Source organism: Trujillonella endophytica (assembly GCF_900110555.1).
GTDB lineage: Bacteria > Actinomycetota > Actinomycetes > Mycobacteriales > Geodermatophilaceae > Trujillonella > Trujillonella endophytica.
In genome coordinates this window covers 218255-236323 of the sequence record NZ_FOEE01000008.1, presented here as the reverse complement: position 1 = coordinate 236323, position 18069 = coordinate 218255, and the positions used below count along the sequence as shown (strand labels likewise).

General features: G+C 74.5%; 17 protein-coding genes. 4 read left to right on the top strand and 13 right to left on the bottom strand.

The annotated features are described in order from the left end of the window. Positions 1-42: 42 nt before the first annotated feature. Positions 43-1398, bottom strand: coding sequence for a M23 family metallopeptidase (locus BMY88_RS14395; protein ID WP_091944578.1), 1356 nt, complete (start codon positions 1396-1398; stop codon positions 43-45). 179 nt (positions 1399-1577) lie between these two features. On the opposite strand from BMY88_RS14395, the gene BMY88_RS14390 reads away from it, so the two are divergent. Continuing rightward, entirely contained in the window at positions 1578-2642 is a 1065-nt protein-coding gene (locus BMY88_RS14390) for a Glu/Leu/Phe/Val family dehydrogenase (RefSeq protein ID WP_091944575.1), read from the top strand. A 198-nt stretch (positions 2643-2840) separates the two neighbouring features. Continuing rightward, positions 2841-3059 carry a DUF3073 domain-containing protein gene (locus BMY88_RS14385; protein WP_091944572.1) on the top strand — a complete coding sequence of 73 codons (219 nt, stop codon included), beginning with the start codon at positions 2841-2843 and terminating at the stop codon, positions 3057-3059. Between the two features lie 239 nt (positions 3060-3298). Here BMY88_RS14385 and purM read toward each other — a convergent pair whose 3' ends face one another. The 9 genes from purM to purS form a co-directional block, all read right to left on the bottom strand. Further along, positions 3299-4375: a phosphoribosylformylglycinamidine cyclo-ligase gene (gene purM, locus BMY88_RS14380; protein WP_091944569.1), complete on the bottom strand. Its 1077-nt coding sequence runs from the start codon at positions 4373-4375 to the stop codon at positions 3299-3301. Beyond that, positions 4372-5952, bottom strand: coding sequence for an amidophosphoribosyltransferase (gene purF, locus BMY88_RS14375; protein WP_091944566.1), 1581 nt, complete (start codon positions 5950-5952; stop codon positions 4372-4374). The genes purM and purF overlap by 4 nt, the downstream gene beginning before the upstream one ends. An 88-nt stretch (positions 5953-6040) precedes the next feature. Further along, complete coding sequence (locus tag BMY88_RS14370; RefSeq protein WP_091944563.1) at positions 6041-6661, bottom strand: MBL fold metallo-hydrolase; 621 nt, start codon at positions 6659-6661, stop codon at positions 6041-6043. Beyond that, positions 6661-7746 carry an S-(hydroxymethyl)mycothiol dehydrogenase gene (locus BMY88_RS14365; protein ID WP_091944560.1) on the bottom strand — a complete coding sequence of 362 codons (1086 nt, stop codon included), beginning with the start codon at positions 7744-7746 and terminating at the stop codon, positions 6661-6663. Before BMY88_RS14365 ends, BMY88_RS14370 begins: the two co-directional genes overlap by 1 nt. A 37-nt stretch (positions 7747-7783) precedes the next feature. Next, entirely contained in the window at positions 7784-8557 is a 774-nt protein-coding gene (locus BMY88_RS14360; RefSeq protein ID WP_091944557.1) for an acyl-CoA thioesterase domain-containing protein, read from the bottom strand. 161 nt (positions 8558-8718) lie between these two features. Next, positions 8719-9108, bottom strand: coding sequence for a sterol carrier family protein (locus tag BMY88_RS14355; RefSeq protein WP_091944554.1), 390 nt, complete (start codon positions 9106-9108; stop codon positions 8719-8721). Further along, a complete protein-coding gene (gene purL, locus BMY88_RS14350; protein ID WP_091944550.1) occupies positions 9108-11411 on the bottom strand; it encodes a phosphoribosylformylglycinamidine synthase subunit PurL in 2304 nt (767 codons plus the stop codon). Before purL ends, BMY88_RS14355 begins: the two co-directional genes overlap by 1 nt. Continuing rightward, complete coding sequence (gene purQ, locus BMY88_RS14345; RefSeq protein WP_091944546.1) at positions 11408-12079, bottom strand: phosphoribosylformylglycinamidine synthase subunit PurQ; 672 nt, start codon at positions 12077-12079, stop codon at positions 11408-11410. The genes purL and purQ overlap by 4 nt, the downstream gene beginning before the upstream one ends. An 11-nt stretch (positions 12080-12090) precedes the next feature. Beyond that, a complete protein-coding gene (gene purS, locus BMY88_RS14340; protein ID WP_091944543.1) occupies positions 12091-12330 on the bottom strand; it encodes a phosphoribosylformylglycinamidine synthase subunit PurS in 240 nt (79 codons plus the stop codon). Between the two features lie 142 nt (positions 12331-12472). On the opposite strand from purS, the gene BMY88_RS14335 reads away from it, so the two are divergent. Continuing rightward, on the top strand, positions 12473-13132 hold the full coding sequence (locus BMY88_RS14335; RefSeq protein ID WP_091944540.1) for a flagellar brake protein: 660 nt from the start codon (positions 12473-12475) through the stop codon (positions 13130-13132). Positions 13133-13233: 101 nt separating this feature from the next. Here the strand turns inward: BMY88_RS14335 and BMY88_RS14330 are convergent, their stop codons facing one another. From BMY88_RS14330 to purB, 3 genes are all read right to left on the bottom strand, one after another. Next, a complete protein-coding gene (locus BMY88_RS14330; RefSeq protein ID WP_170861113.1) occupies positions 13234-14109 on the bottom strand; it encodes a DUF559 domain-containing protein in 876 nt (291 codons plus the stop codon). Between the two features lie 164 nt (positions 14110-14273). Beyond that, the gene (locus tag BMY88_RS14325) at positions 14274-15134 is read right to left on the bottom strand and encodes a phosphoribosylaminoimidazolesuccinocarboxamide synthase (RefSeq protein WP_170861112.1); all 861 of its coding nucleotides are present in this window, start codon (positions 15132-15134) and stop codon (positions 14274-14276) included. Further along, positions 15134-16441 (bottom strand): adenylosuccinate lyase, encoded by a 1308-nt coding sequence (gene purB, locus BMY88_RS14320; protein WP_091944533.1) that lies wholly within the window; start codon positions 16439-16441, stop codon positions 15134-15136. The genes BMY88_RS14325 and purB overlap by 1 nt, the downstream gene beginning before the upstream one ends. A gap of 106 nt (positions 16442-16547) precedes the next feature. On the opposite strand from purB, the gene BMY88_RS14315 reads away from it, so the two are divergent. Further along, complete coding sequence (locus BMY88_RS14315) at positions 16548-17951, top strand: AI-2E family transporter (protein WP_091944532.1); 1404 nt, start codon at positions 16548-16550, stop codon at positions 17949-17951. The last annotated feature ends 118 nt before the right edge of the window (positions 17952-18069 follow it).

The following is an 18069-nucleotide window of genomic DNA, read 5'->3' as shown; positions in this document are numbered from 1 at the left end:
CTGGGGGGTGGCGGGCCGCTCGCGTGTGTCGGGTAGGGGCGCTCAGCAGCCGCTGAAGGCGACCCCCCGGGCCCGCAGCCACGGCGCCGGGTTCATGTGGTCGGTGTACGGGCTGCCGGCCGGGTGCACCTCGAAGTGCAGGTGCGGGCCGGTCGACTGGCCGCGGTTGCCCACGGTCGCGATCTGCTCGCCGGCGGAGACGCGCTCGCCGGCCCGGACGAAGTACTCGTGCACGTGGCCGTAGACGGTGACGAAGCCGTCGTCGCCGCGGATGTACACCGCGTAGCCGAAGCCGGTGGCCGTGCCCGCCCGCAGCACGGTCCCGCTGTGCACGGCGTAGACGGGGGTCCCGATCGGGGCTGCGACGTCGACGCCACCGTGCAGGGTGCCCCAGCGGGTGCCGAAGCAGCTGGACGTGCGGCCGGAGGTGGGCATGACGTAGGGGCCACTGCCGCCGCTCGCGGCGCTCCCGCCCCCACCACCGCCGCCCCCGCTGCCGGCCTGGGCCCGGGCGGCCGCGGCGGCTGCCGCGGCCTCTCGGGCGGCCCGCTCGGCGGCCGCCGCGGCGGCGGCCTCCTCGGCCGCCTTCTGCGCCTGCCACTGGGCGTAGGCGTCACGCGCCCCCTGCAGCTCGAGCAGCTGGATGTTCGCGGCCTCGAGCTGCTGGTCGTACTGCGCCTTCTGGGCGGAGATCTCCCCGTAGGCGGCCTGCTGCGCCGCGACCTGGCCGTCGGCGGTCACCTTGGCCGCCTCGGCCTGCGCCTCGGCGGCCGCCGCCTGGTCGCGGGTGGCACGGGCGACGGACTCGGCGTTCGCCTGCTGCACGCGGGCGACCTCGAGGGAGTCCAGGACGTCGACCTGCGTGTCGCCCACGTACTCCAGCAGCGCCGCGCGCTGCACCAGCTCGGCGGGGCCGTCGGCGTCGAGGAGGGCCTGGGTCGTGGAGAGCTGGCTGCCGTTCATGTAGCTCTCACGGGCGAACTCGCCGATCCGGGCGCGGGCGACCGCGACGGCGTCGGCGGCGGCCTGCAGCTGCGCGGCGGCCTCGTCGGCGGCGGCCTGCGCGATCTGCCGTGCCTCCTCGGCGGCGAGGTAGGCGGCGCCGGCGGCCTCGGCCTGCAGGCTCAGCCGCTCGAGCTCCGCCTCCGCCCCGGCCACCAGGGCGGCGATGCGGCCCACCTCGGCGGCGGCGGCGTCCTGGGCGGCGCGGGCGGCGTCGATCTGCCCGTCGCTGGGGTTCGCCGGCGGGGCCGGCACGGCGAGCGCGGGGGTGGCCGAGCCGATGAGCGCGGCCCCCGCGAGCAGCCCGGCCAGGACCATCCGCAGGCTGCGTGGACGGCGACCGGTGCGAAGCCGGTCGGCGTGCGTCCGGCGCCGGGCGGTGGGGCCCTGCAGCATGAGTCGCTCCCTGGGGAAGAGGGTCTGCGTGAGCTGAGCGCTGCGGAGTCCCGTCCCGGGTGCCCCACGCGCTTCCTCCTGTCCCACTGGTTGTCGTCACCCCTAGTAGTGACCTTGAGCGCTCGCCGCCCGATTTCTCCGGCAACGTGGTCGGCGTCTCACCGCCCTAGGCTCGGTCCGTGGACGTCTTCGGCTCGGGTCACGAACAGGTCGTCTTCTGCTCCGACCCGGGTTCCGGGCTGCGGGCGGTGATCGCGATCCACTCGACGGCGCTGGGGCCGGCCCTCGGCGGCACCCGCTTCCACCCCTACGCCGACGAGGAGGCCGCGGTCGCCGACGCCCTGGCCCTGTCGCGCGCGATGTCCTACAAGAACAGCCTGGCCGGCCTGGACCTCGGCGGCGGCAAGGCCGTGATCATCGGCGATCCCCGCACCGACAAGTCGGAGGCGCTGCTGCGCGCGTACGGGCGGTTCGTGGAGTCCCTCGGCGGGCGCTACCTGACCGCCTGCGACGTCGGCACCTACAACGCCGACCTCGACGTCGTCGCCCGCGAGACCCGCTTCGCGCACGGGCGGTCCGTGGCCCTGGGCGGCTGCGGCGACTCCTCGGTGCTGACCGCCTTCGGCGTCTTCCAGGGCATGCGGGCGGCTGCCCAGCACCGCTGGGGCGCGCCCACGCTCGCCGGGCGCACGGTCGCCGTCGCCGGGGTCGGCAAGGTGGGCGGGTGGCTCGTGGACCGCCTGGTGGAGGACGGCGCCGACGTCGTCGTCACCGATGTCGACGCCGCCGCAGTCGACCGCGTCCGGGCCCGGCACCCCGGGGTGGACGCCGTCGCCGACACCCGCGCCCTGGTCCGCACCCCGGCCGACGTCTACGCGCCGTGCGCGCTGGGCGGCGCGCTCGACGACGAGACGGTCGCGGTCCTGGCCGCCCAGATCGTCTGCGGCGGGGCGAACAACCAGCTGGCTTCTGCGGGGACCGCCGAGGCCCTCCGGCGGCGCGGGATCCTGTACGCCCCCGACTACCTGGTGAACGCCGGCGGCGTCATCCAGGTCGAGGACGAGCGGCACGGCTTCGACTTCGCGCGGGCGCAGGCCCGGGCGGCGGGCATCTTCGACGTCACCCTGCGGGTCCTGCAGGCCGCGGACGCCGACGGGGTCTCCCCCGCCGCGGCCGCCGACCGCCTCGCGGAGGAGCGCATGCGCTCGGTCGGCCGGCTGGCGACCATCCGCCTGCCGCGCTGAGCCCCTCCCCGGTGGAGGCGCTGGTCACACCCAGGTCCCGGGAGGCCCCCGGACGGGCGACCGGCGAGGGAGGCCGTGTGCTCCCCGGCGATGCGTGTCGTAAGCTCGGTGGAGACACAGTCACTCAGTCGGGGTCGCCACGCGGGCCGCTCAGCCCGGAGCTGGGCTCCCGCACTCCGTAGCGAGGGGGTCGAGCCGATGGGGCGCGGCCGAGCGAAGGCCAAGCAGACACGCGTGGCCCGTGAGCTCAAGTACAGCTCACCCAACACCGATCTTTCTGCCCTGCAGAAGGAACTCACCGGTGGACCGCCGTCGTACACCGCCCCTGCCCGGGCGACCGACGACGACGAGGACGACGAGTACGCCGACCGCTGGGCGGACGGCGATGCGGACGACGACTGGGCCAGCAGCCGTTGACCGGCTGCTGAGCACCAGCGGTACCTGACCGACGACGCACCGCCACCTCCTCCGGGGGGCGGCGGTGCTGTCGCACGTCCGGGGGTTCGGGCACCGGTCGGCGCCGTCCCTCACCGCGGACCGCGTCCTCCCGCACCGCGCACCGCGTCCTCCCTCACCGCAGTGCGTCCTCCCTCACCGCGCACCGCGGGGGAGGACGCTCCGGGATCAGGGCACCTGATCCCGGAGCAGGGGGCGCCTCAGCGGTAGGTGCCCACCAGGCGGGCGGACGCGGCCCGCCCCGGGGACTCCTGCACCGTGCCGGCGATCCAGGCCGGGACGCCGCGGGCGGTCAGCAGCGACACCGCCCGGTCGGCGTCGGCGGGGGCCAGCGCCGCGACCATGCCGACGCCGCAGTTGAACGCCCGCTCGGACTCCTCGCGCGGCACCCCCTGCTCCTCGAGCAGGCGCACCGCGGGCGGCAGTGCCCAGGTACCGCGGTCGAGCACCGCCTCGAGGCCCTCGGGCACGACGCGCACGGTGTTGCCGGCCAGCCCGCCGCCGGTGATGTGCGCGAACGCGTGGACGCCGTCCGTGCCGAGCTCGGCGACCAGGGCCAGGCAGTCCAGCGCGTAGATGCGCGTGGGCTCGAGCAGCACGTCACCCAACGGCCGGTCCAGGCCGGTCGGCGTGGCCGCCAGGTCGAGCCCGGCGTCGGCGACGACCCGGCGCACCAGCGAGTAGCCGTTGGAGTGGAACCCGGAGGAGGCCATGGCGACGACCGCGTCGCCGGGGCGGACCCGCGCGGGGCCGAGCACGGCGTCGGCCTCCACCACCCCGACCGCCGTCGCGGCCAGGTCGTAGTCCTCGGGCGCCATCAGGTCGCCGTGCTCGGCGGTCTCGCCGCCGACGAGGGCGGCGCCGGAGCGCGTGCAGCCCTCGGCGATGCCGGTGACGATCGCGGCGATCCGCTCGGGCACCACCCGCCCGCACGCCACGTAGTCCTGCAGGAACAGCGGCTCGGCACCGCAGGCGACCAGGTCGTCGACGACCATCGCGACGAGGTCGATGCCGACCGTGTCGTGCCGGTCCAACTGGCGGGCGAGGGCGATCTTGGTGCCGACGCCGTCCGTGGACGACGCGAGCAGCGGCCGCCGGTACTTCGTGACGTCGAGGGCGAACAGGCCGGCGAACCCGCCGAGCCCGCCGACGACCTCGGGCCGGTTGGTGCGCTCGACGGCGCTGCGCATGAGCGTGACGGCGCGCTCACCGGCGTCGATGTCGACGCCGCTGGCGGCGTAGGTGAACCGGCCCGCGCTCCCGGACGGCGCGCTCACGGACGACGGAGCGCGTCGTCCGCGCCCCCGGGCACGGTCGCGCTGCCGGCCTGCTGACCGGTCCAGCCGGTCACCGCCCGCTGCGCCTCGTGCGCGAGCGGGAGGGGGCGCGGCATCGGCGTGCGGCCGATCCCCTCGAGCAGGTGCTTGCCGAGGACCTCGGACTCGCCCAGCTCGATCGGGTACCGGCCCGTGAAGCAGGCGGTGCACAGCCGGTTCGCCGGCTGCTCGGTCGCGGCGATCAGCCCCTGCTCGGACACGTAGGCCAGCGAGTCGGCGTTGATCGAGGCGCGGACGCCGTCGACGTCCAGGCCGTTCGCGACCAGCTCGGCGCGGCTGGCGAAGTCGATGCCGTAGAAGCACGGCCACTTGACCGGCGGCGAGGAGATCCGCACGTGCACCTCGACGGCACCGGCCTCGCGCAGCATGCGGATGAGCGCCCGCTGGGTGTTGCCGCGCACGATCGAGTCGTCGACGACGACCAGGCGCTTGCCGCGGATGACGTCGCGCAGCGGATTGAGCTTGAGGCGGATTCCCAGCTGGCGGATCGTCTGCGACGGCTGGATGAACGTGCGGCCGACGTAGGAGTTCTTGACCAGCCCCAGGCCGTAGGGGATGCCGCTGGCCTCGGCGTAGCCGACCGCCGCGGGGGTCCCCGACTCGGGCACCGGGATGACCAGGTCGGCCTCGACCGGGTGCTCCTTGGCCAGGCGGCGGCCGATCTCCACCCGCGCCGCGTGCACGCCGCGGCCACTGATCGTGGTGTCGGGCCGGGCCAGGTATACGTACTCGAAGACGCAGCCCTTCGGGTCGGCGGCGGCGAAGTGCTGGCTGCGCAGGCCGTTCCCGTCGATCGCGATCAGCTCGCCGGGCTCGACCTCGCGCACCACGGAGGCGCCGACGATGTCCAGGGCCGCCGTCTCGCTGGCGACGACCCAGCCCCGCTCCAGCCGGCCGAGCACCAGCGGGCGCACACCCTGCGGGTCGCGGGCGGCGTACAGCGTGTCCTCGTCCATGAAGGTGAGGCTGAACGCGCCGCGCAGCTGCGGCAGCACCTCCATCGCGGCGGCCTCGACCGAGAGATCCGGGCGGGCGGCGATGAGCGAGGTGACCAGGTCGGAGTCGGTGCTGGCGGTGAACGCGCCCTTCACACCGGCGTCGGCGGCCTTGCCGGCGAGCTCGGCGGTGTTGACCAGGTTGCCGTTGTGGCACAGGGCCAAGCCGGTGCCGGCGTCGGTGGTGCGGAACGTCGGCTGGGCGTTCTCCCAGGTGGAGGAGCCCGTCGTCGAGTAGCGGGTGTGGCCGACCGCGAGGTGGCCGCGCAGGCTGCCCAGCGTCGCCTCGTCGAAGACCTGGCTGACGAGGCCGAGGTCCTTGTAGACCACGACCGAGGCGCCGTCGGACACCGCGATGCCGGCCGCCTCCTGCCCGCGGTGCTGCAGGGCGTACAGGCCGAAGTAGGCGAGCTTGGCGACCTCTTCACCGGGCGCCCAGACACCGAAGACGCCGCAGGCGTCCTGGGGTCCGGGGGACTGGGGGTCGAGGTCGTGCGTCAGCCGTCCATCACCGCGTGGCACTCGTGCGAGAGTACCGGTGCCCTGCTCCCGGCGGGCGCCCGGCGGGGGGATCCGCGCCACATCCCGGGCGCGTCGCGACCGCCGTCGCTCAGTGCACGGTGCGCAGCTCCGCGGCGATGGTCGTGTCGTCGCCGTGCCCGGTGCGGACGACGGTGTCGCCGTCCAGGGTCAGCAGCTTCGACCGGATCGAGGTCAGGATCGTCGGCTTGTCGCTGAACGACCGGCCCGTGGCACCGGGGCCGCCGCAGAACAGCGTGTCCCCGGTGAACACCGTGTTCAGATCGGCCGAGTGCAGGCACGTGCTGCCCGGCGAGTGCCCGGGGGTGTGCAGCGCGACGAGCGAGCTGCCGGCGATCGCGAACGTCGTCCCCTCGGTGAGGTCGCGGTCGGGATCCGCGGCCGGCCGGGACTGCCCGTAGACCATGTCCCACAGCATCCGGTCGGCCGCCGGGAACCAGATCGGGGCGTCCACGGCCTCCCGCAGCGCCACCGCCGCGGTGATGTGGTCGTTGTGCCCGTGGGTCAGGACGATGCCGGTGACCTTCCGCCCGCCGACGGCCTCGACGATCGGCTCCGGCCGGTGCGGGGCGTCGATGACCAGCACCTGGTCGTCGTCGCCGACGAGCCAGACGTTGTTGTCGACGTCGAAGTCCTGCCCGTCGAGGCTGAAGACACCGCTGATCACGGTCTTGTCGATGCGCGCCGCCATCAGAAGACCACCACCGAGCGCAGGACATCGCCCGCGTGCATCTTCTCGAAGGCGGTCTCGACGGCGTCCAGGCCGATGGTCTCGCTGACGAAGTCGTCGAGCGGGAAACGGCCCTGCAGGTAGAGGTCGACCAGCAGCGGGAAGTCGCGGCTGGGCAGGCAGTCGCCGTACCAGGAGGATTTCAGGGCCCCGCCGCGGCCGAACAGCTCGATCATCGGCAGGGTGAGCTGCATGTCCGGCGTCGGCACCCCGACCAGGACGACGCGGCCGGCCAGGTCCCGGGCGTAGAAGGCCTGCTCGAAGACCTTCGGGTGGCCGACGGCATCGATGGCGACGTCCACCCCGAAGCCGTTCGTGACGGCCTTGATCGCCTCGACGGCGTCGGTCTGCGAGCTGTTCACGGTGTGGGTGGCGCCGAACCTCCGGGCCCACTCCAGCTTCCGGTCGTCGAGGTCGACGGCGACGATCGTCGTCGCGCCCGCGAGCCGGGCGCCCGCGATCGCGGCGTCGCCGACCCCGCCGCAGCCGAAGACGGCGACCGACTCGCCCCGGCGGACCGCGCCGGTGTTGATCGCCGCACCGACGCCCGCCATGACGCCGCAGCCCAGCAGCCCGGCCGCCGTCGCCGGCGCCTGCGGGTCGACCTTGGTGCACTGCCCGGAGTGGACCAGCGTCTTCTCCACGAACGCGCCGATGCCCAGCGCCGCCGACAGCTCGGTGCCGTCGGCGAGCGTCATCTTCTGCGCGGCGTTGTGGGTGGCGAAGCAGTACTGCGGCTCGCCCTTCAGGCACGCGCGGCACTGCCCGCAGACCGCCCGCCAGTTGAGGACGACGAAGTCGCCGACCGCGACGTTCGTGACGCCCTCGCCGACCGCGGCGACGGTCCCCGCCGCCTCGTGGCCGAGCAGGAACGGGAAGTCGTCGTTGATCCCGCCCTCGCGGTAGTGCAGGTCGGTGTGGCAGACCCCGCAGGCCGCGACGTCCACGACCGCCTCGCCGGGCCCCGGGTCGGGCACCAGGATCGTCTCGATGCTGACGGGGGCACCCTTGCTGCGGGCGACGACGCCCTTCACCTCGTAGGCCATGGCCCGAGCCTAGGAGGTGGCCTGCGTCGCCGCGCCTCTACGCCGGGGGGCGGTAGCGGTGCCGGATCCGCGGGTCGGGGAGGGCCGCCGCGATACAGGAGCCGATCCGGCCGTCCCGGTCGTACAGCCAGGCGGTGCCCACCCCGACGCCGTCGGCCCCCAGGTGCCCGGTGGACTCCATGCCGATCCACTCACCGCGCGGATCGCGGGCCAGGTACAGCGTCACGTCGGCGTTGATGAACTCCAGGCCCCGCCCGCCCGAGTTGGCCAGGGGATTGGCGAAGTCGGCCATCAGCGCGGCCCGCACCAGCGGGGTCAGCGGCTCGCCGGCGACGAACGGGACGCGCTCGCGCAGCCACACCCGGCCCTGCGCCCCGTTCCAGTCGCCGATCGGCCGGATCTCGAACGACATCGCCCCGCCGGTCGAGCCCTCGATCGCCTCGGGCGGCGGCACCTCCCACGGCCGGGGCGCCCACGGCTCGTCGTCGGGCTGCTCGGAGCGGCGGAGCAGCAGCGCCGACCCGCGGGCGACCTCGACGTCCCCGTCGACGACGCTGACGTCGACCGAACGCAGCCGCCGCCCGTCGCGGACCCGTCGGGTGAGCACCCGCAGCGGCCGCATCGGCACCGGGCGGACCATGTCCACGGTCAGCCGGGTGACCTGCAGATCGGCGTCGGGGCTGTCGCGCTCGACACCCCACGCGACGAGCCCGCCGACGTGGTGGCCGTTGAGCATCTCGTCCGACCAGGGGCTCCGCGCCGAGGCCGAGGGCACCAGCGCGTCGCCGTCCGCCGTGAACGACGGTTCCATGACACCTCCGAGGGGGACGACCCGGGCAATTCCGCACTTCTGCCCCGGGCAACTCCGCACTATTGCGCGGCGCAATTCCGCACTTCTGCCCCGGGCAACTCCGCACTATTGCGCGGCGCGGTTCCGCACTGTCGCGCGGGGCAGGTTCGCGCTCCTGGCCGTCAGGGGCGGGTCAGGGGGCGCAGGGGGAGGAACTCGCCGAGGTCGGCGCGGTTGCCGCTTGCCGAGACCCGCCCCTCGGCAACGGCGTCGGCCCAGCTCACGGCACCGGTCGCCAGCCGCAACCAGGTGGCCGCGTCAGTCTCGACGACGTTGGGCGGGGTGCCGCGGGTGTGCCGCGGCCCCGGCACCAGCTGGACGGCGACGTGCGGGGGCACCCGCAGCTCCACGGACCGGCCGGGCACCTGCTGGGCCAGCCAGCGCGTGCTGGTCTTCACCGCCGCGCCCAGCACCGCCCGCGGGGGCTGCTCGGCGGCGCCGTCCAGCCAGGGGCGCACCGCGTCGACGGCGGCGCGCAGCTCCTCGGCGGGGATCGGCGCCGTGCCGGCCATCAGCTGGTGGGGACGGTCCCCGCGGGAACGACGCCGGCCGCCCGGCCGGTGAGGTCCTCCGGGTGCCCGAACAGCGCCGGCAGGGTCGCCTCCCACACCGCGCGGACCTCGGCCAGCGGCAGCTCCGGCAGACCGTCGACGGCGAGGGACTCCCCGCCCGTCGTGCCCAGCGCGGTCACCGGCACGCCGGCCCGCTCCGCCGCGGCACGCACCGCGTCGGGGTCGGTCGTCGTCACCACCGCGCGGGCCGCCGACTCGCTGAACAGGGCTACGAACGCGTCGCCGTCCACCGTCAGCCGCGCGCCGACGCCGTACCGCAGCGCCGACTCGGTCACGGCCTGCGCGAGGCCGCCGTCGGCCAGGTCGTGGGCGCTGGTGACCCGTCCCTCCCGCGACAGCGCGGCCAGGAGCTCGCCCAGCGCCCGCTCGGCCGCCAGGTCGACCACCGGCGGCCGCCCGCCCAGGTGGCCGTGGACGACGCTCGCCCACGCCGACCCGCCGAGCTCCTCGCGGGTGGTGCCGAACAGCAGCACCGTCTCCCTCGCGGCACGCCAGCCCGCGGGCACCCGGCGGCGGACGTCGTCGTGCACGCCGAGCACGCCGATGACCGGCGTCGGGTTGATCGCGACGTCCCCGGTCTGGTTGTAGAGGCTGACGTTGCCCCCGGTGACCGGCAGCCCGAGCTCCCGGCAGCCGTCGGCCAGACCGCGCACGGCCTCCGCGAACTGCCACATGACCTCGGGGTTCTCCGGGGAGCCGAAGTTCAGGCAGTTGGTGACCGCCAGTGGCGTCGCGCCGGAGACGGCGACGTTGCGGTAGGCCTCGGCCAGGTTCAGCTGCGCCCCGGCGTAGGGGTCGAGCCGCGCGAAGCGGGCGTTGCCGTCGAGCGCGAGGGCGATCCCGCGGTGGGACTCCTCGTCGATGCGGATGACGCCGGCGTCCTCGGGCTGGGCCAGCACGGTGTTGCCGCGCACGTAGCGGTCGTACTGCTCGGTGACCCAGCTCTTGTCGGCGCCGTCGGGACTAGCGACCACGGCCAGCCAGTGCGCCTGCAGCTCCGCGGGCGTCGAGGGCCGGGGCAGCCGGGCAGCGTCGTCGGCCTGCAGCCCGTCCAGGTCGGCCGGGCGGGCCATCGGCCGCTCGTAGACCGGCCCCTCGTGGGCGACCGTGCGCGGCGGGACGTCGACGATCCGCTCGCCGTGCCAGTCCACCGTCAGCCGCTCGCCGTCGGTGACCTCACCGATGACGGCGGCGAGCACGTCCCACTTGCGGCAGACGGCGAGGAAGGCGTCGACCTTGGCCGGCTCGACGATCGCGCACATGCGCTCCTGCGACTCGCTCATCAGGATCTCGGCCGGGGTGAGCGTGCTGTCGCGCAGCGGCACCCGCTCGAGGTCGACGTGCATGCCGCCGGCGCCGGCGCTCGCCAGCTCGCTGGTGGCGCAGGACAGGCCCGCTCCGCCGAGGTCCTGGATGCCGGTGACCAGGTCGGCCGCGAACAGTTCCAGGCAGGCCTCGATGAGCAGCTTCTCCATGAACGGGTCGCCGACCTGCACCGCGGGGCGCTTGGCCGGGCCGGTCTCGTCGAAGGTCTCGCTGGCGAGCACGCTGACGCCGCCGATGCCGTCCCCGCCGGTGCGGGCGCCGAACAGGACGACCTTGTTGCCGACGCCCTCGGCCTTGGCCAGGTGCACGTCCTCGTGCCGCATCACGCCCACGCACAACGCGTTGACCAGGGGGTTCCCGGCGTAGCAGTCGTCGAAGAGCAGCTCGCCGCCGATGTTGGGCAGGCCGAGGCAGTTGCCGTAGCCGCCGACCCCGGCGACGACGCCCGGCAGCAGCCGCGCGGTGTCGGGGGCATCGGCGCGGCCGAAGCGCAGCGAGTCCATGACCGCGACCGGGCGGGCGCCCATCGTGAGGATGTCGCGGACGATCCCGCCCACGCCGGTGGCCGCGCCCTGGTAGGGCTCGACGTAGCTGGGGTGGTTGTGCGACTCGACCTTGAAGGTGACCGCGTAGCCGTCGCCGACGTCGACCACGCCGGCGTTCTCGCCGATGCCCACCAGCACGGCCTCGCTGGGCGGCAGGTCGCCGAACCGGCGCAGGTGCACCTTCGAGCTCTTGTAGGAGCAGTGCTCGCTCCACATCACCGAGTACATGGCCAGCTCGGCGGTGGTGGGCCGCCGGCCGAGGATCTCGCGGATCCGGGCGTACTCGTCGGCCTTGAGGCCGAGCTCGGCGTACGGCTGAGCGTCGTCCGGCGTCCGGCCGGCGAGCTCGACGGTGTCGACCCTCGTCGTCACGCGGCCACGACCGCCGTCAGGACGCTGGTGAAGAAGCCCAGCCCGTCGGTGCTCGGGCCCGTGAGGGCCTCCACGGCGTGCTCGGGGTGCGGCATCAGGCCCACGATCCGACCGTTCTCGCTGGTCACGCCGGCGATGTCGTTGAGGCTGCCGTTGGGATTGCCGCCGACGTAGCGGACCGCGACCCGCCCCTCGCCCTCGATCCGCTCGAGGTCCGCCGGCGCTGCCACGTACCGGCCCTCGCCGTTCTTGACCGGGACGGTGATCACCTGACCGCCCTCGTAGGACGACGTCCAGGTGGTGTCGGCGCGCTCGACCCGCAACTGCTGGTCGCGGTTGCGGAAGTGCAGGTGCGCGTTGCGGTGCAGGGCACCCGGGAGGAGGCCGGCCTCGCACAGCACCTGGAAGCCGTTGCAGATGCCGAGCACGGGCAGCCCGGTTCCCGCGGCCGCGACGACGTCCTGCATCAGGGGCGAGCGGGCCGCGATCGCGCCGGCGCGCAGGTAGTCGCCGTAGGAGAAGCCGCCGGGCAGGACGACCGCGTCGACGCCCCGGAGGTCGTGGTCGCCGTGCCAGAGGGCGACGGCCTCGCCGCCGGCCAGGCGGACCGCGCGGGCGGCGTCGACGTCGTCCAGGGAGCCCGGGAAGGTGATGACACCGATGCGCAAGGGGGACTTCCTCAGTCGGTCGGGAGGTGCAGCTCGACGTCCTCGATGACGGGGTTGGCCAGCAGCGTCTCGGCGATCTGCTGCAGCTCCGCCTCGTTCGGCGTCCCGTCCACCTCGAGGACGAAGTGCTTGCCCTGGCGGACGCTGGTCACCCCGATGTGACCCAGGCGGCCGAGCGCCCCGAGCACCGCCTGCCCCTGGGGGTCGGAGATCTCCGGCTTGAGGACGACGTCGACGACCACCTGCGGCACCCGCCCAGCCTACCGACCCCGGATCTGGGCGTGTCGGCGCGGTCCCGAGGTGACTCCTCCCACTATCTTGCCTGCGAAACCGATCGGACTCGTTATCGAAACGAGTTCGGCCGTCAGCGTTCCGCGCGAGAGGTGGATCCCCATGGGTGCTGGCCAGGTCCTCGAGTTCCCGACGGTCCGGGAGATCGTCGACGTGCAGGCCGAGGGGGTGGACGAGGGCGCGACGGCAACGGTCCTCGACGTGGCCGGGGGGACCGTGCACGTCACGGTCGCCCGGACCATGTCCGGCCGGCCCATCCGGCTCGAGCCGGGCGCGCGGCTGCGCTTCACCTGGCGCGACGGCCGCACGATGGTCGCCGCCCCGGGCGAGCTGGTCGCCGTCGAGCTCGGCGAGGAACCCCGGTGGGAGGTGCGCGTCCTCGGCCCGGTCGAGCAGACCCAGCGCCGCAACGCCGTCCGCGCCGACCTCCGCCTGCCCGTCATCGTGACCACGGGCGGCATCGAGCGGACCGGGACGACCCTGGACCTCAGCGAGGGCGGCGCACGCCTGCTGCTGGAGGAGGAGCCGGCGGATCGGGACGGCCGGCCCGTCCGAGCGTCCGGCGACGCCATGCGGCTGGCCCTGGACCTCGACGGCGAGACCATGACCGACGAGGTCCGGCTCGTCCGCCGCTATCCGCGCGAGGACGGCCGATGGGAGGCGTCGGTGCGCTTCACCGCGCTGACCGAGCGCCAGGAGGACGCGGTCCGGCGCCGGGTGTTCGCCGAGCTCCGGGCCCAGGCGGCCAGCGGCGTGAGCTGACACCCACTCGCGGCCGGGCCCCCACCCTGCGCCTCGACTCATGCGAACTCGTGGCCATCACCGCCTGATCGCCACGAGTTCGTACGACTCGCGCGGGCGCGTCACAGGCCGAGCGCGGTGCGGATCGCCGCGACGACCTCCCCGGGGCGCCCCACGACATCGGCCGAGCTGAACCGCAGGATCGTCCAGCCGGCCAGGACCAGGCCGTTCTGCCGACGCAGGTCCCGCACGAACACCTCCCGTTCTCGGTGGACCTCGCCGTCGAACTCGACGAGGACCCGCTGGTCGGGCCAGGCCATGTCCACCCTGCCGAGGAAGCCGGAACCGTCCCGGACGACCTGCTGCAGGACGGGACTCGGCAGGTCTGCCTCGTGCAGCAACCAGCGGAGCACCGATTCCATGGGTGAACCCGCGAGCGGATCGGCCAGCGGGAGCACCGCGCGCGCCGTCCGCACGCCCCGTCGCCCGTCGGCCTCTCCGAGCAGCCGGAGCAGCCAGCTGCGGGGATACCTCCGGCGCAGCATCTGGTCGGTCACCGCGAGCAGAGCGGCGGGCTCGAGGCATGCCGCCAGGTCGAGCCACGTCCGCCCGGGCGAGGTGACCGGGAGGCCGGAGATGCCGAACACCTGCGCCGGCGGGACCGCCGAGACGTGGATCCGCCGGTCGGCACGGTGCCGCACCCGCGTGGGCGGCGGAGCGGTGAGGTGGATCCGCGGGTCCGGCCGCTGCAGGGGGATCTCCAGCTCCCACAGGTCCGCGGCCGTCCAGTGGCTCAGCACGGCACCCGACGGGGCCCCGAGCAGCACGGCGGCGGCCCGGCCGCGTACGTCGCCCGTCGCGTCCCGCGGCAGGTAGGTGTCCCGTGACGTCCGGACCACGTCCCGGTGGCGCAGTTGCCAGTCGCTGACGCCGGCGTCACGAGCGCTGCGCCGGGTACTGGGACGGCGGATCCGGGCCGGGACGGGCGGCGTGGGCACCGGCAGAGGCTGGACCAGATCCGCGGAGCTCGCTGCCGCCGTCCACAGCCGCCCCGAGTCCTGCGACGTCGTGGCCATCGGGCCGCGATGGCCACGCGTTCGCAGGACTCGGCGAGGAAGGGCGCAGCCGCGCCTGGGGACGGCGGGACGACGGGCAGCCGGGCTCAGGCGAAGCGGCGGCCGGTCAGCTGCTCGTAGGCCGTCACGTAGCGCTCGCGGGTGGCGGCGACCACGTCGTCGGGCAGCTCCGGCGGCGGGGAGACGCGGTCCCAGCCGGACGACGTCAGCCAGTCCCGCACGTACTGCTTGTCGTACGACGGCTGGGCCGCGCCCGGCGACCAGGTCACGGCCGGCCAGAAGCGCGAGGAGTCCGGGGTGAGCACCTCGTCGCCGAGGGTCAGCCGACCCTCGGTCGAGAGGCCGAACTCGACCTTGGTGTCGGCGAGCACGATGCCCGCGTCGAGCGCGATCTCCGCCCCGCGCCGGTACAGCGCGAGGGTGAGCTCCCGCAGCTCCTCGGCCCGGGCCTGCCCGACCAGCCCGACGACGGCGGCGAAGTCGATCGCCTCGTCGTGCTCGCCGACCTCGGCCTTGGTGGACGGCGTGAACACCGGCTCGGGCAGCCGCGAGCCCTCGACCAGCCCGGCGGGCAGCGGGACGTCGCGGATCGAGCCGGTCCGCGAGTACTCCACCGTGCCCGAGCCGGACAGGTAGCCACGGGCCACGCACTCGACGGGCAGCATCGTCAGCCGCCGGACCAGCATCGCCCGGCCGGCCACCTCCGCGGGCACGTCCGTGACCGAGAGCAGGTGGTGCCCCGCGCCGAACTCGTCCAGCACCGGGGTGAGCTGCTCGAACCACCACACGCTCAGCGCGGTGAGCACCCGCCCCTTGTCCGGGATGGGCGTGGGGAGCACGTGGTCGTAGGCCGAGATCCGGTCGGACGCCACGAGCAGCAGCCGGTCGGCGCCGGCGTCGTAGACCTCGCGCACCTTGCCCCGGGCGACGAGTGGGAGATCCAACATCAGGTCAGCGCCGCGACGCGGTCGAACAGCGGGCCGAGCTGCTCGACGTACCGCTCCGGCCGGCAGATCTCGTCCAGCCGGGCCTCGTCGAGGGTCACCCCGGCGGCCGCGGCGCGGGACCGCAGGGTCTGCCGGAACGGCGTCCCGGTGTTCCAGGTCTCCATCGCCGCGCCCTGCACCAGCGCGTAGGCGTCCTCACGGGAGAGCCCGCTCTCCACGACCTCCAGCAGCACCGACGAGGTGTAGATCAGCCCGCCGGTCAGGTCCAGGTTCGCCCGCATCCGCTCGACGTCGACGACGAGGTTCTCCACCAGCCCGGTGGTCAGGTGCAGCAGGTAGTCGGTCGTGATCGCCGCGTCGGGCAGGAACACCCGCTCGGTCGAGGAGTGCGAGATGTCCCGCTCGTGCCACAGCGGGATGCCCTCCATGACCGGGACGACGGCGGCGCGCACCACCCGCGCGAGCCCCGCGATCCGCTCCGAGCGGATGGGGTTCTTCTTGTGCGGCATCGCGCTGGAGCCCTTCTGGCCCGAGCCGAACGCCTCCGACAGCTCCCGCACCTCGGTGCGCTGCCCGTGCCGCACCTCGAGGGCCACCGTCTCGCAGACCGTCGCGATGATCGCCAGCGCCGCGATCCACTCGCTGATCGAGTCGCGCAGCACCACCTGGGTGGACGCGTCGGCCGCCGTCAGCCCCAGCGCCTCGGCGACCGTCCGCTCCACGGCCGGGTCGATGAGGGAGTAGGTGCCGACGGCGCCCGAGATCGCCACCACCCCGACCCGCTCGCGGGCGGCGCGCAGCCGGTCGCGCGAGCGCGCGGCGGCGAAGGCGAGGTCGGCGACCCGGTGGCCCCACACGTCGGGTTCGGCGTGCACGCCGTGGGTGCGCCCGACCTTGATCGTGGCCCGGTGGGCCAGCGCGTGGTCGCGCAGGACGGCGACGAACCGGTCCATGCGGGCCAGCAGCAGGTCGGTGGCCTCGGTCAGCTGCACCGCGAGCGAGGTGTCGAGCAGGTCCGAGGACGTCATGCCGTGGTGCACGTAGGCCGCTGCCGAGCGCGGCTCGGTGTTGTCGGCCCAGGCGGAGAGGAACGCGATGACGTCGTGCTGGGTCGTCTCCTCGATCTCGGCGACCCGCTGCGCCGTGGGCGGCGGAGCGTCGCGGACCGGCGCCACGACGTCGGCCGGCACGCGCCCGGCCGCGGCGTGCGCCTCGAGCACGAGGGTCTCCACGCGGCACCAGAGCTCGTACTTGTGCTCGTCGCTCCAGACCCGCCCCATCTCCGGCAGCGTGTAACGGTCGATCATGCGGGTACCCGGGCGATCCGGTCAGCTCGTCGCAGCACGGCACCAGTCTCCCGCAGCGCTAGCGTGATCATGGACGCCGCCCCCCAACGCCCGACGGGAGAACTCGATGCTCCGACGCGCCGGCGTGCTGGTGGGCCGCGCCCGCGAGCGGATCCGCGCCGCCGCGGAGGCCGATCCGCACGGCTGGCACGCCCGGGACGAGGACCGCTCCATCCTGGTCCGGGACGACGAGCCCACCCCGGCGCCCGCGGTGGCCCCGGACGCCACAGCCGCCGGCTCGACCGCTCCGCCGCTGGGCAGCCCCGAGCCCGGTGCGCCGGACCTGGACGGCGCGACGGGCCCGGCCGGGGTGAGCGGTCCGCCGGCGCCGGGTGGCGCTCCGCACCGGCGCTCCCCGCGCCGGCCGGTCGGCGACGCGAGCGTGCCCACCGGCCTGCAGACCGCCGCGGCGTGGTCCTGGCGGCTGATCGTGGTGCTGGTCGGCGGGTACGTGCTGATCACGGCCGCGGCCTCTGTCGCGGTCGTCATCGTCCCCGTCATCATCGCGCTGATGCTGGCCGCGCTCCTGCAACCCGGCGCCGCGGCCCTGGTGCGGCGCGGCTGGCCGCGGTCGCTGGGCGCCATCGCGATGCTCCTGGTGGGCCTGGGCGTCGTCGCCGGGATCATCACGCTGGTCGTCGAGCGGTTCATCGCCGGCTTCGAGGACCTGTCCGAACAGGTCAGCGCGGGCCTGGAGCAGGTCCGCGACTACATCGTCGACACGTTCCCGGTGACCGAGAGCCAGCTCGACCAGGCCCTCGAGCAGGCCCAGGACTTCTTCGCCGGCAACTCCGAGCAGATCGCCTCGGGCGCGATCGACACGGCCGCCACGGTCGGCGAGGTGTTCACCGGGTTCGTCCTCGCGCTGTTCACGCTGTTCTTCTTCCTCAAGGACGGCCGCTCCATCTGGCTGTGGCTGGTCGGCCTGCTGCCCACCGATGCCCGGGCCTTCACCGACGAGGCCGCCCGCCGCGCGTGGCGCACGCTCATCTCCTACACGCGCGCCACGGTGATCGTCGCGCTGGTCGACGCGGTCGGCATCGGCATCGGGCTGGCGATCCTCCAGGTGCCCCTGGTCATCCCGCTGGCCGCGCTGGTGTTCCTCGGCGCGTTCATCCCGATCATCGGCTCGTTCCTGGCCGGCTCGGTGGCGGTGCTGGTCGCGCTGGTCGCGGTGGGGCCGGTCAAGGCGCTCATCGCGCTCGCGATCGTCGTGCTGGTCATGCAGGTGGAGGGGCACATCCTGCAGCCGCTCCTGCTGGGCCGCGCCGTGCACGTGCACCCGCTGGCCGTCGTCCTCGCCATCGCTGCGGGCCTGCTCATCGCCGGCATCTTCGGCGCGCTCATCGCCGTCCCGGTGGTCGCCTGCGCGAACGTCGCCGGCACCTACCTCGCCCGCCGGCACGACGGTCCCCGGCCGCCCGAGCCACGGCCCGAACGCGGCAAGCCGGCGGTCGGCGTCCGCGGCTGAGCCCGTCGGGGATCAGGGAACCTGATCCCGCGGCGTCCTCCCCCGCGGTGTGCGGTGAGGGAGGACGCGCTGCGGTGAGGGAGGACGGCGGCCCCGCAGGCCCCTCAGCCCCGGACCA